Origin of the sequence: Mesorhizobium sp. INR15 (assembly GCF_015500075.1) — a bacterium.
Lineage (GTDB): Bacteria > Pseudomonadota > Alphaproteobacteria > Rhizobiales > Rhizobiaceae > Mesorhizobium.
This window is the reverse complement of sequence record NZ_CP045496.1, coordinates 2,861,645-2,875,754: the sequence shown is the minus strand read 5'-3', so window position 1 is coordinate 2,875,754 and position 14,110 is coordinate 2,861,645. Positions and strand designations below refer to the sequence as shown.

At 61.9% G+C, this 14,110-nt stretch carries 6 protein-coding genes and 1 pseudogene; 5 read left to right on the top strand and 2 right to left on the bottom strand.

Translation table 11 applies throughout. From position 1 onward, the window contains the following. Positions 1 to 88: 88 nt before the first annotated feature. The gene (locus GA829_RS14100; RefSeq protein WP_195179076.1) at positions 89 to 700 is read right to left on the bottom strand and encodes a class I SAM-dependent methyltransferase; all 612 of its coding nucleotides are present in this window, start codon (positions 698 to 700) and stop codon (positions 89 to 91) included. A 27-nt stretch (positions 701 to 727) separates the two neighbouring features. After that, on the bottom strand, positions 728 to 3,529 hold the full coding sequence (locus GA829_RS14095; RefSeq protein ID WP_195179075.1) for a glycosyltransferase family 25 protein: 2,802 nt from the start codon (positions 3,527 to 3,529) through the stop codon (positions 728 to 730). Between the two features lie 758 nt (positions 3,530 to 4,287). Between GA829_RS14095 and GA829_RS14090 the strand changes: the two genes are divergently transcribed. The 5 genes and pseudogenes from GA829_RS14090 to GA829_RS14065 all read left to right on the top strand — a co-directional run bounded on the left by GA829_RS14090 (position 4,288) and on the right by GA829_RS14065 (position 14,109). Further along, on the top strand, positions 4,288 to 5,172 hold the full coding sequence (locus GA829_RS14090; protein ID WP_195179074.1) for a DUF4347 domain-containing protein: 885 nt from the start codon (positions 4,288 to 4,290) through the stop codon (positions 5,170 to 5,172). Beyond that, positions 5,169 to 5,618: pseudogene (locus GA829_RS36660) on the top strand (DUF4347 domain-containing protein); the annotation flags it as partial. The gene GA829_RS14090 and the pseudogene GA829_RS36660, both read left to right, overlap by 4 nt. A 312-nt stretch (positions 5,619 to 5,930) precedes the next feature. Then, the gene (locus tag GA829_RS37775) at positions 5,931 to 10,193 is read left to right on the top strand and encodes a collagen-like protein (RefSeq protein ID WP_308462352.1); all 4,263 of its coding nucleotides are present in this window, start codon (positions 5,931 to 5,933) and stop codon (positions 10,191 to 10,193) included. A gap of 166 nt (positions 10,194 to 10,359) precedes the next feature. Then, complete coding sequence (locus GA829_RS14070) at positions 10,360 to 12,663, top strand: peptidase domain-containing ABC transporter (protein WP_258052285.1); 2,304 nt, start codon at positions 10,360 to 10,362, stop codon at positions 12,661 to 12,663. An 84-nt stretch (positions 12,664 to 12,747) separates the two neighbouring features. Beyond that, positions 12,748 to 14,109: an HlyD family type I secretion periplasmic adaptor subunit gene (locus tag GA829_RS14065; protein ID WP_195179073.1), complete on the top strand. Its 1,362-nt coding sequence runs from the start codon at positions 12,748 to 12,750 to the stop codon at positions 14,107 to 14,109. The last annotated feature ends 1 nt before the right edge of the window (position 14,110 follow it).

The following is a 14,110-nucleotide window of genomic DNA, read 5'->3' as shown; positions in this document are numbered from 1 at the left end:
GTCTGATGCCCTCCACAGCGCCAGCGTAAGTTGCTATGTTGCCTTCGCGGCAGGGAAGAGCATTTGAATCGGCAGTGGCTCTGTTTTCTCACGCACCGATTTGCGTCATATCCCACAAACACATCGCCTTCGATGCGTAGTGCTCCTCCGGCATGACGAGGAGTGGTAGGGGCAACGAGAATGGCGGTTGCTGCAAGTTGAGAAATCCGAATCCGCCCGTTTCCAGCGCGATGTCCTGCGCGGAGGTCGAATGGCTTGAGGTGAACAGCCAGCGCGCGCCGCACCTCTTGAAGTTGCGCAGCGCGTGCCAGATATCGGGCTCGGTCAGATGCTGGAGACAGTCGCGTGAAAAAATGAGGTCGACATTGGGCAGGAGTTCGGCAGCTAGATCGAGCACATGGAATTCGCGATTAGCGTATCGCATGCGATTCGTTTCGATGACTTCCGGAACAATATCGCAACCGATGTAGTGCGTTTTACCCAAGTCGACGAAGCGCATCCAGTTGAAGTCGCCGCAGGGCGCATCGAGCATGGATTTTACATCAAGTGCCCGTAAAAGCATCGGCAATATGGTTCGCACGCGATGCGTCGTCGCGTGTGCTGAACCGAGGCCGGAGCGCGATTCCGCGGAGCCCCACTCGTTGCTTTGGTAAATGCGCGCGAAGGCTTCGCGGGAACCATCGGGCGTGCTTTGCGTCATCGAATGCACCTCATCGCCGACGGCAAACTAGCTCGGTTCTCGTTGATCCGCGGCTGTCCGATCTGACGTCTGCTCGTCATCATGGATGACGAGCGGCGGCATACAAACGAAAGCCTTCATAGAGTCGTACGCGGCTGACATTGCGCAGTCGATGCCAGTGTCGTCGAGGACTACTCCAGTGCCAGGGAATGGAATAACCCTTTTTCGTAGCGGCAGACATTTTTCAAGAAGTATTCGTGCGCCTCTTGGCGTGACTGTGTAGCCCTGAGTCCCAAATGAGTGCACTACTCTGATGAGGGATCTGGAGAATTTCTCGGACTGAAACAGGGCAGCGTTATTCTTGTATCGACGGTCGTAAAAATCGATCTTGGCCTTGGAGAAACCAAGGTCCAACCATAGGAACAATGGATCGAAAATGTACCCCCACAGGATCATGTCCCAGTCTCGAGGTGCTTGAGAGAGGATGGTGGCGGATTCCTCCATAAATCGCAATGACGATCGAACGTCGTCTTCGAAGATAGTGATTGTTTTGTTTTCTGAGACCGAGAGCTTCCACAGGTTGATGTGGGACAGCGCACATCCCAAAGCGCCTGCGGGATATGAGCAGTCATCGGCAATCAGACCCTCGTTTATGAGCGCCTCCCTGTCGAGGGAAACGCCATCAACGGCCGACACTCGAGTGGTATTGTGCACTAGATGCCAGTTATTGCCTTGATATCTGCTCCAGCGCTCGACGCTGCGGTCGAGGTTTATCAGGTGAATTTTGGGCGAATCCGTCTCGACAAGACGAGCTGGCATCGGTGTAGGGCCAGAGGGCGTGGCGCCAGTGAATGCGGGGGTGTCGCCTGCTCCGTGCAACAACTCTCGTGCGCGCTCGATCCCGTCGCTCAGATGGTGTTCACCGTCACCGAAAGTAATGTAGCCATAGACCTGCCTGTTATCCAGATACTGAACGATGCCGGCCTTCCTGGCACTGTCGGCAAAGATCACGTACTCATAGCGCGGTGTGTCGTCCTCGTATGTTAGCTCGGTCAGCACATCGGCACGGACGAGATAGGTGCAATGTACGAGCGGCATCTCTATGACGCCGCGCACATGGCGATTGAGCACCCAACCATATTGATCGCACTGCATGTAATAGCCGTTCGCGTCGACCTCGGCGTGGTAGTTCGAATAGTATTTGCCGGGCGAGATGGAGCGAAGCAGCGGAGCAACGATCGGCAGGTCGAGCGCGACAAGCTCTCGCAGCGTCGCCGACCGCACGAAATTGTCGACGTCGACAACAAAATAGAAATCGCAGCCGTGCTCGAGAGTTTTCCGCAAACTTATGTTGCGGATTCGGCCAAGCACCCTGAAACGCGTCTCATTCCATTCGTGCTCGCCAAACTGCTCGACCCGATCGACTACGTCCGAGGCGTCGATCTCAACCGCCGCATAGAGGTGGCCGACGCGCTCCAGCCATTCGCGCAATAGGTGCTCGGTCCTGTCGGTGTTGTTGTTTGTCCGGATATAGAGGACAATCGAGTCCTTCGGGTAATCGAGCGCCTCGATACATTCGAGGTAAAGCGCGAGCGCGGGCTCCTTCTGTTTTGCCAAGATCGACACCAGAACGCGTGGCATGCCCTTCAACCGCGACCGCAACGACCGCTGCGGAACCAGCTTGTGCTGTTCGACCAAGCTCTCAGCGCCGAGTGTCCCCGGTTTCGGCGGCTCATAAACTGGAAGCTTGTCGGCGGCAAAACGCGCGTTGGCTACCACTCGCTTTAGTATGTCCGTTGGCAATTTGTCGGAAGCCAGCAGCTTTAAGCAGGCATCGAGTGTCTCCCGGTATGCGCCTGCCCAGTATGCGTTGATCGAAAACTCATCGAGCAGTCCGTAGTCGTAGACCCAAGGCTGAACGAAAAGTCCGGCAGGCTCGGTGAGGCTCAAGCCGCGACGCGCATACTCCTGCCCTTCTGTGTTCCGGCCTTGGTTGCGGCAGTAACGGCTCGCCTCATGCAGCGCTTCCGCGCGGGTGGATACTGTCTCAGTCGCACGCTCGTAAACGGCGACGACCTCTTCGAATGGCCGGTCCAGAGCGGCCATCAGGTTACCAGCCTCAAGGAGGCTTACATAGACCTCTTCGGCCCAGAAACCCAGTTCCGCGCGCCTTAGGTAGTGCTCCAGCGCCTTCTCACGTTCACTGAAGTCCCTATAGCTCTGCGCCAAATAGAACGTGTACCGCGAAATCAGGAACGGGTCAGTCTCCGTGACAAGCGCATTTTCAAGAACGGCCGCGTCGTCCTGGTACTTTCGTGGATTTTGACTGCGCGCTCCGCCACGGCCCGTCGCGATACGAAAGCCCTTGGCCGTCTCGCGCGTTAAAGGGCCTGGCGGAGCCTCGAGATATTCATGCAGCACACCCTTGAAGGAGAAGGGCAATCTGTTGCGACATATCTGAGGGCGATAAAACGAAATGCCGGCGTGAGAGACTTCAACGTCGTATAGATCGTGTTCCATCCGCGACTTGAATGCGACTGGATCGAAGCTGGAATCCCGAATCAGAAAATCGTCCGCGTCGATGATCATCGCGTAGTCGACAGTCTCGACCTCGCGCAACCGGTCAAGGGCGAAAGTGCGGTTATATGCGAAGTCACGCCACGGTTCGTCGATAACAGCGCCCTGGACATTGTGAGCGGCGAGGAAGTCGCGGATGAGCTCTTGTGTACCGTCCTCGGAACCGGTGTCGACGATGAGCACATAATCGACAAGGGGCAGCACGCTGGTGAGACATTGCAGGATGACCTTCGCCTCGTTCTTGACGATCATGCATAGGCCGATGGTGCTCATGCTAATGCCTCCGCGGAGCGGCTTCGTTATGCGCCTGCTCGAAATTGTGGAAGGGAACCCATGCATTTCACTAGGACACATTGCGCGCGGCAACCGCGTCGAGACAGCGCTCGATATTTGCCGCCTCGTTCTTGACGATCATGTTGAGGCAGAGGCGCTTGCCGTTTGTCATCTGTGAATTGTCGACTCTCAATGTGCCGTCGGCTACGGGGATTTGTCCGAGTGCCGCCTTGCCTTAAGTTCCGCACTTCGCCGCCATTTGCTGACTGCCGTCAAGGTTGAGCAAGCCACGGCGATGACAACCTCGATTGTCGCGGATGCTGCGTTGCTGCACGTCATTCGTTTGAAGGTCGACCGGTTTTCCATTTCAGAGTTTGCTGACCAGTTAACGCCGAGCCTTCGGCGCGACCTGGGGAGGGATTGAGTAGTGGGGCGGATGATATCACCTGCCGACCGGTGCCGTGGTGCAACTCGCCGGTTCGATAGGCGCAAAATCGATTTGCAGCCAAGCGCTGGAAACGATCCTCCGGAGATTGGCGGGCATCCGTCCTCAGCTGCTGCATCCGGCGGCCCACGACGGAGTCGCCTCTGCTTCGACGATCCCCTCCACGAAAACCAATGCGGCGCAGTGGGATCCCACGGCGCCAGCCACCCAGCAGAGTCTATCCGCCCGCTCGCCGCCCGCTCGACCCGGCCACGCCAAGCGTCGCCAGCGAGCTTCCAGATTTGAACCCAATCCGAACCAACAGGATCTCGCCATGACCCGAGCCTCCGAACTGCTTTTCGTCGATCCCTTGGTGTCCGATCTCGGCACGATCCTGGGAAACTTGCGGCCCGAAGTCGAGGCGTTCGTGCTCGACGCCGATCGCCCGGCCGCGCGCCAGATGGCGCAGGCGCTCGAAGGCCGCGAACGTCTCGATGCCGTTCACGTCATTGCGCACGGCGCTCCCGGGCGGGTGAGCTTCGCCGCCGGCGAGTGGTCGGCTGAGACGCTAAAGAGCGAGGCGAAGGATCTGCGCTCGATCGGAAGGGCGCTGGGTGGATTTGGCGATCTGCTGCTTTGGAGCTGCAACGTGGGCGCATCCGCCGCCGGCCTGGGCTTCGTGGATGCGCTGTCGCGCGCAACTCGAGCGCCGGTTGCGGCGGCGAACGATCTCGTTGGATCGAAAGCGCTCGGCGGACGGTGGGAACTAGGGGCACGGGCGGCAGACGCGGCGAGGCAACCGCCGCTAACGGACGCCGGCCTGGCGGGCCACACGGGAGTGTTTTCCGTCACATTGAACTCAGCAGGCAAAGGTGAACGGATTGCCGTTTTCGGTCGATGGTCCGCCGGTACGGCTGCCGGCACGTATTTCATAGTATTAAACGACGGCGGTACGTTGAATATTATTGGGCAATTTATTGTCCCAACAAATTTCGGAGGTACTTTCGCGATTTCCGAAACCCTCCCGGCTGGAAATTACCTTGTAGGACCAAACGCTCCGGGTCCGAGCACTATCGCTGTCTACAACGGCAGCTGGAATTCTGCTGGCAAAAATGCCGGGACTTGGTCCGTTGGCGATTTCAACCCCAAGATAACGGCAACTCTGAACGACACAAGCGACGTCACCTCGAACCAACTCAGCCGGGGGGCAACAAGATGAAAAGCCCTCGCGAAATCGCCTTCATCGACCCGTCTGTCGCTGACGTTCCCATTCTCGTCGCAGGACTGAGGCCGGGCGTCCTTCCGGTGCTCCTCAGCGGCGCAATGCCCGCGTTGCAGGAGATCGCGCGCGCCTTGCACGGCCGCGAAGACCTCGACGCAATCCACATTGTCGTTCATGGCCGTTCGGGCGAACTCAGCTTCAGCGAAGGCGCGATCTCGCTCGCGAGCATTGATCGGTTCGCGGACGAACTCGCTGCGGTTGGGGATGCATTAAGACCTGACGGCGATCTGCTGCTTTGGGGCTGCCGCACGGGTGAAGGTGCCTGCGGGAAGGCTTTCGTTGAAGGCCTGTCGCGCGCGACAGGTGCGCCGGTTTCGGCGGCAACGGGCCTCGTCGGTGCCGCGGCCCGCGGCGGACGTTGGGAGATGGAGGCGGGGTCGCCTCGCAAAATGGTGCGGCCACCACTCACGGCGATGGGCATTAGTGCGTATGGCGACGTCTTAGCCAACAATACCTCTGCTCCGGCTGGGCTTAGCTTTGTCGAGATTACCTATCCTAGCAATGCGAGTGCCGGTCTTTATTTTGTTACAGCGTTAATAGGCGTAAATACAGTAGTAGTTGGGTCTTTTAATTTACCATCAGGCGTTGCAAATAGTGGAACAATTGTAGTTCCTATATATCTTTCTGCGGCAGCCACTGTTACTGTAGATTCTGGTCACTATGAGAACTCTGGTATTTGGTCAGTTTCTGCTGCGGTGAACACCAGTACTTGGGCCGTAGTCGATCTAACTGCCGCAGGTGCGACCGGCGCTACTGGCGCGACCGGCGCCACGGGTTCAACTGGCGCCACAGGTTCAACAGGTGCGACCGGCCATACGGGATCGACTGGCGCCACGGGTTCAACCGGCACGACCGGAGCTACTGGATCGACCGGTGCGACTGGCTCGACTGGTGCAACTGGCGCCACAGGCTCATCTGGCTCGACAGGTGCGACTGGATTGACCGGTGCAACTGGCGCCACAGGCTCATCTGGCGCAACAGGCTCGACAGGTGCGACCGGCTCGACCGGTGCGACTGGCTCGACCGGTTCGACAGGAGCAACAGGCTCGACCGGTGCGACTGGATTGACCGGTGCAACTGGCGCCACAGGCTCATCTGGCGCAACAGGCTCGACAGGTGCGACCGGCACGACCGGAGCAACAGGCTCGACCGGTGCGACTGGATTGACCGGTCCAACTGGCGCCACAGGCTCATCTGGCGCAACAGGCTCGACAGGTGCGACCGGCACGACCGGAGCAACAGGCTCGACCGGTGCGACTGGATCGACCGGAGCAACTGGCGCCACAGGCTCATCTGGCGCAACAGGCTCGACAGGTGCGACCGGCACGACCGGAGCAACAGGCTCGACCGGTGCGACTGGATCGACCGGAGCGACTGGATTGACCGGTGCAACTGGCGCCACAGGCTCATCTGGCGCAACAGGCTCGACAGGCGATACCGGTGATACGGGCGCAACAGGTGCGACTGGTTCGACAGGTTCGACGGGCTCAACCGGTGCAACAGGCTCGACGGGCGATACCGGAGCGACCGGCTCCACCGGCGATACTGGAGCAACTGGTGCGACTGGCTCGACTGGTGCGACCGGTTCGACCGGTGATACCGGCGCAACCGGCTCGACAGGTTCGACGGGCTCAACCGGTGCAACAGGAGCAACAGGCTCGACGGGCGATACCGGAGCGACCGGCTCCACCGGCGATACCGGCTCAACCGGTGCAACCGGCTCGACAGGTTCGACGGGCGATACCGGTGATACGGGCGCAACCGGTGCGACTGGTTCGACAGGTTCGACGGGCTCAACCGGTGCGACTGGAGCAACAGGCTCGACGGGCGATACCGGAGCGACCGGCGCCACCGGCGATACCGGCGCAACCGGCTCGACTGGTTCGACAGGTTCGACGGGCTCAACCGGTGCAACAGGAGCAACAGGCTCGACGGGCGATACCGGAGCGACCGGCTCCACCGGCGATACTGGAGCAACTGGTGCGACTGGTGCGACCGGTTCGACCGGTGATACCGGCTCGACAGGTTCGACAGGTTCGACAGGTTCGACGGGCTCAACCGGTGCAACAGGAGCAACAGGCTCGACGGGCGATACCGGAGCGACAGGTTCGACGGGTGATACCGGAGCGACCGGCTCCACCGGCGATACCGGAGCAACTGGTTCGACAGGTTCGACGGGCTCAACCGGTGCGACAGGAGCAACAGGCTCGACGGGCGATACCGGCTCGACCGGTGCAACCGGCTCGACTGGCTCGACAGGCTCGACTGGCTCGACTGGTTCGACCGGCACGACCGGTGCGACTGGCTCGACAGGTGCGACTGGCTCGACGGGTGCTACCGGCACGACTGGAGCAGCTGGTCATACTGGAGCGACCGGCACGACTGGCTCGACCGGTGCGACGGGCTCAACCGGCGCGACTGGCTCGACGGGTGCTACCGGCACGACTGGAGCAACTGGTCATACTGGAGCGGCCGGTGCAACTGGCTCTACAGGTGCTACAGGTTCGACTGGAACCACAGGTGCGACTGGCTCGACAGGTGCGACTGGCTCGACGGGTGCTACCGGCACGACGGGTGCTACCGGCACGACTGGAGCAACTGGTCATACTGGAGCGACCGGTGCGACTGGCTCGACCGGAGCCACCGGAACCACAGGTGCTACTGGTCATACTGGCTCGACCGGGCCGGAAGGCGATGATGGACACAAGGGTGACACCGGGCCAAAGGGTGCAACCGGCCCGACCGGTGCGACTGGCTCTACTGGTGCGACCGGCTCGACCGGGGCAACGGGCTCGACAGGAGCGACTGGCGCCACCGGCTCGGCGGGCGCGACGGGCTCTACCGGCGCCACCGGCTCTACCGGCGCCACCGGCTCGACGGGCGCAACCGGCTCGACCGGAGCAACTGGTTCGACAGGTGCGACCGGAGCAACTGGCGACACCGGCGCAACCGGAGCCACGGGTGCAACTGGAGCGACTGGCGACACTGGAGCCACGGGTGCGACAGGTGATTCCGGAGCGACTGGTGCCACGGGGGCAACTGGAGCGACCGGCGACCCCGGCGCAACCGGAGCCACGGGGGCAACTGGAGCGACCGGCGACACTGGAGCCACGGGTGCGACAGGTGATACCGGCGACACCGGAGCGACTGGTGCCACGGGAGCAACTGGAGCGACCGGCGACACTGGAGCCACGGGTGCGACAGGTGATACCGGCGACACCGGCGCAACCGGAGCCACGGGTGCAACTGGAGCGACTGGCGACACTGGTGCCACGGGTGCGACTGGTGATACCGGCGACACCGGAGCGACTGGTGCCACGGGGGCAACTGGAGCGACCGGCGACACTGGAGCCACGGGTGCGACTGGTGATACCGGCGACACCGGAGCGACTGGTGCCACGGGGGCAACTGGAGCAACTGGCGACACCGGAGCCACGGGTGCGACAGGTGATACCGGCGACACCGGCGCAACCGGAGCCACGGGTGCAACTGGAGCGACCGGCGACACTGGAGCCACGGGTGCGACAGGTGATACCGGCGACACCGGAGCCACGGGTGCAACTGGAGCGACTGGCGACACTGGAGCCACGGGTGCGACTGGTTCGACCGGCGACACCGGCTCGACCGGAGCAACTGGCGACACCGGAGCCACGGGTGCAACTGGAGCGACCGGCGACCCCGGCGCAACCGGAGCGACTGGTTCGACCGGCGACACCGGCTCGACCGGAGCGACTGGCGACACTGGTGCCACGGGTGCGACTGGTGATACCGGCGACACCGGAGCGACTGGTGCCACGGGGGCAACTGGAGCGACTGGCGACACTGGAGCCACGGGTGCGACAGGTGATACCGGCGACACCGGAGCGACTGGTGCCACGGGGGCAACTGGAGCCACCGGCGACACTGGAGCCACGGGTGCGACAGGTGATACCGGCGACACCGGAGCGACTGGTGCCACGGGGGCAACTGGAGCCACCGGCGACACCGGCTCTACAGGCGCTACGGGCTCTACCGGAGCGACTGGTGCGACTGGTGATACCGGAGCGACTGGTTCGACTGGTGATACCGGAGCGACTGGTTCGACCGGCGCAACTGGTTCGACCGGTGCGACTGGCTCGACAGGCGCCACTGGCTCGACCGGAGCAACTGGTTCGACAGGTGCGACTGGCTCGACAGGTGCAACCGGCTCGACCGGAGCGACTGGTTCGACAGGTGCGACTGGCTCGACAGGTGCAACCGGCTCGACCGGAGCGACTGGTTCGACAGGTGCGACTGGCTCGACAGGTGCAACCGGCTCAACCGGAGCAACTGGTTCGACAGGTGCGACTGGCTCGACGGGTGCCACAGGTTCGACCGGCTCAACCGGCTCGACCGGAGCAACTGGTTCGACCGGTGCGACTGGCTCGACAGGTGCCACTGGCTCGACGGGTGCCACAGGTTCGACCGGCTCAACCGGAGCGCCTGGTCCGACCGGTTCGACAGGAGCAACCGGCTCGGGCGGTGACGATGATAAGCATCATCATCATCATCATCATCATCACCATCACCACGCCAACAATGGCGACCACGACGACCGCAACGACAGCCGCAACCCAGGCAAGGGGCGCGACAAGGACGACCGCGACGACGATGGCAAGCCCGGCAACGGTAACACCGCCAAGGTCACGTCCACCTCGCTCGGGCTCAAGGATACGAAGCAATTCCTGCAATCCGGCTCGACTGACGGCAACGGCAGCCATGGGACGTTCCGCCACCTGATCGGCCTTGCGACGACTTCGGTGACGACAGACCTGCTGAATGTACTCAAGTTGATCAGTGGATTCGGTAACAACCAGAATAAGCCGTCAGGGGCGAGCACGGATCTTACCTCGGACCAGACCAAGCCAGGCGCCGGCTACGCCAGCAACGACCACAACACCAAGACCTCTATTAAGGATCTCTTGAAGCCGCACGAATGAACAGGGAATTTGAAGATAGACCACCGATGGGCAAGCGCGAATTCCGTGCGAAAGCGGAATTCGCGCAGCCGATCGGGGTACAATACCGCATCGCCGGAAATCTCGGCGGAAACTCCTCACTCTGGCCTTTGCTGAACCGTAGCTCGGCGTACCGGATGAGAAATCCATGGTGAACGTCCCTGTAAACACCGAAAACCAGCCGGTCTCGATCCGCGCCGGCACCAAAGTCGAGGGCGCCGGCGGTTTGGCTGGCGGCCACGAGGCGGCGGCGCGGCCCCCCGGCGGCCCCGCCGATCGCGAAAAGGTCGGGCCACGCCTCAAGGCCGTGTTGCATGCCGCCCGCTATCACGGTGTCGAGCTCGACCCGGACGAATTCAGGGCCGCGGGCGCGATTCCGGCCGCCGCCGATCTCTCCGAGTGGGCGCAGAACGCCGGCATGTGGGCGCGCGCCGTCCGCATTCGCTGGTCTCACCTTTTGCGCTTCCAGGACACCGGTCCGGTCGTCCTGTTGTTCAGCGATGGCGGCGCGGCTCTGCTTACCGGGGCGAGCACCGAGCGAAACATCGTCTTCCTCAAAAGTGCCGACGCGCCAGACGACGGTGAGGCCACCGCCATCGATGAACTGCGGCTGGCGCAGGTGTGGACGGGCGAGGCGGTGCTGCTGCGGGCGACACGGTCCCATGTGGCAGCGGATGCACCTTTCACCCTTCACTGGCTCGCCCAGTTGGTGCGGCTAGAAAGCCGGCCCCTGCGCGACATCGCCATTGCCTCGTTCACGCTGAGTATCCTGACCATCCTGCCACCGCTTATCGTCATGACATTGGTCAACAAGGTCCTGCAGTTCAACAGCATCTCGACGTTGGTGCTGTTGTCGGCGGTGATCGCCGTGGTCTTCGCCTATGAGACGCTTCTTGGCCATGCGCGGCGACTGATCATCAATGTTGTCGGCGCCCGTCTGGATACCAAGCTGCAACTGCACGTCTTCAGCCGTCTCCTGCGCCTGCCGCTCGACTATTTCGAACGACATCCGGCCGGCGAGACGATGTATCACCTGGCTCAAGTCTATCGTATCCGCGAGTTCCTGACCGGAAAGCTCCTCAGCACGTTCCTGGATATGATCACGCTTTGCGTGCTGGTGCCGGTCATGTTCTACATCAACGCCACGCTCGCCTGGATCGTATTGGCCTGCGCGGTCGTGATCATGCTGATCATCCTTGCCTTTCTCAGACCGCTGCGCCGCAGATACCAGCGAGTGGTCGAAGCCGAGACCTGGAAGTCGGCGGCGCTCGGCGAGACTGTCGTCGGTATCAAGACAGTGAAGGCGCTCGGCCTCGAGCCGCAGCGCAAGGCGCTCTGGGATGAGCGGGTGGCGGAAGCCGGAAAGGCTCGTCTTGCGTTCGGGCAACTTGCAAGCTGGCCGCAGACCCTGGTCACGCCGGTCGAACGTGTGATGGTGCTCGGCACCATGCTGATCGGCGCCTATCTCGCGCTGAATGACCGTTCGGGCTACATGGTCGGCAGCCTGTTCGCCTTCATGATGATCTCCCAGCGCGTGGCGCAGCCGCTGGTCGGCCTGGCGCGACTGGTTGAAGATTACGAGGAGGTCGGTGCAGCGATCGGCGAGGCTGCGTCGGTCCTCAACCGCCCGCTGGAGAGCAGTTCGAATTCCACCGGCCTGAGACCCAAGCTTGTCGGCGAGGTCGCGTTCAGTGACCTGACCTTCAGCTATATCGCTACCAAGACACCGGCGCTCGACCGGGTCAGTTTCCACATTCCCGCCGGCAGCATGTTTGGCATTGTTGGGCGCAGCGGGTCGGGAAAATCGACGATCGCGCGCCTCCTGCAAGGGATCAACCGCGACTACAGCGGCTTCCTTAAGCTTGATGGCGTCGACCTCAAGGAAATCAATCTGCGCCATCTTCGCCAAGGACTCGGCGTGGTTCTCCAGGACAACTTTCTGTTCCGCGGGTCGATCCGCGACAACATCATCGCCGGGCGCCCAGGCCTGACGCTTTCCGACGCCATGCGTGCCGCGCACCTCGCTGGCGCTCAGGAATTCATCGAGCGGATGCCGAATGGCTATGACACCTACATAGAGGAAGGTTCGCCCAATTTGTCAGGCGGTCAAAAGCAGCGGCTGGCGATCGCACGCGCCCTCATCCACGATCCGACAATCCTTATCCTCGACGAGGCGACCAGCGCACTCGACCCGGAGAGCGAGGCTGTGGTCAGCGCCAACCTCATGCGCATCGCCAGCGGGCGCACCATGATCATCGTTTCGCACCGGCTGTCGTCGCTGACCGAATGCGACAATATCCTGGTCATGGATCAGGGTAAGGTCCTCGACGTCGCGCCGCACGCGACGCTGCTCGAACGATGCGCGCTCTACCGCCAGCTGTGGTCGCAGCAAAACCGGCACCTCGATGGCCGCCATGGCCGTCCGGTCGCCATGCCGCCGCGGTTGGTTTGACGATGCCGCGGCTCATATGCGTTTCAGGTCCGGTAACCCATGAGTAGCACCTCTCTCATCGCCCTCCCCGCTCGGCGGCATCGGATGGAAACGAGGGATCCGACAACGCCAGCCATACTCGAGTTCCAGTGGCCGTCGGCGGCTGTCGCCAATGCGCCTATTCCTCGGGCGGCGCGCGGCATCGTCTGGATCATCGCGAGTCTGGTCATGGCGCTGATCGCCCTGGCAGGACTGATACCGGTCGATCAGGTTGTGACGGCCAGAGGGCTCGTGGTGTCAAAATCGCCCAACATCGTCGTGCAACCGCTGGAAACCGCGATCGTGCGCTCGATCGACGTTCGTGAAGGACAGCACGTCCAGGCCGGTCAAGTGCTTGCTCGCCTCGATGCGACCTTTGCTTCAGCCGACCTTGCGTCGCTTGCGATGCAGGTTTCGACGCTTGAAGCTGAAGTGGCGCGATTGAAGGCGGAAGCCGACGGCCAGGCCTTCAACTACGAGGGTCTCGACCCGAGCTGGACCCTGCAGGCATCGATCTTTGAGCGCCGCAAGGCAGTCTATGACGCCAAGGTGGAGAATTTCGACCGCCAGCGCGACGAACTCAATTCCGTAATCTCGCGTTCGCTATCGGATGCAGATGGCTACCGCCAGCGGCTCGCGGTCGCGGGCTCGATTGAAGAGATGCGCAAGCAGCTCGAGGCAAGGCAGGTGGGCAGTCGCCTCAATACACTGCTTGCCGAGGACAATCGCGCGGAAATGTCTCGGGCGCTCGGCAATGCCGAGCAGACAGCGGAAGCCGCAAAGCTCCAGCAGGCGGCGGTGGCGGCCGAACGCGACGGCTACATTCAGGGTTGGCGAGCGGATGTTTCGCAGAGCCTGTCGGAGGCGAGTTCGCGGATCTCCGACGCCCGCGAACTTCTCAACAAGGCAAAGCTGCGCAAGCAACTGGTCGAGTTGAAAAGCGAAGCAGACGCCATCGTTCAGTCAGTGGCCAAGGTCTCGGTCGGTTCGGTCCTGCAGTCCGGCGAGCGGTTGATCACGCTGGTGCCGGCCAACGCACCGCTTGAGATAGAGACAAACATCGTCGGCCGCAGCAGCGGCTTTGTGCATGTCGGCGACCAAGTGGTCATCAAGTTCGATACCTTCCCCTATTCGCAATACGGCCTCGCTCATGGCACCGTGCGGGCGCTCAGCCCTGATTCCTTCTCGGCGCAGGAGCAAGCACGCGATCCAAACAGCTCTCTGGCCATGCTGCCTTCTGACGCCGAGCCGTTCTATCGCACGCGCATTTCCATCGACCAGGTTGCCCTCCACGGCGTGCCCGCCGGCTTCTCTGTAAGCCCCGGCATGCCGGTTACCGCCGACGTGAAGGTCGGCCGCCGCACAGTGCTCAAATACATTCTCGGTGTGATGCTCCCGATCGGCCAGGAAGCGATGCGGGAGCCATAGA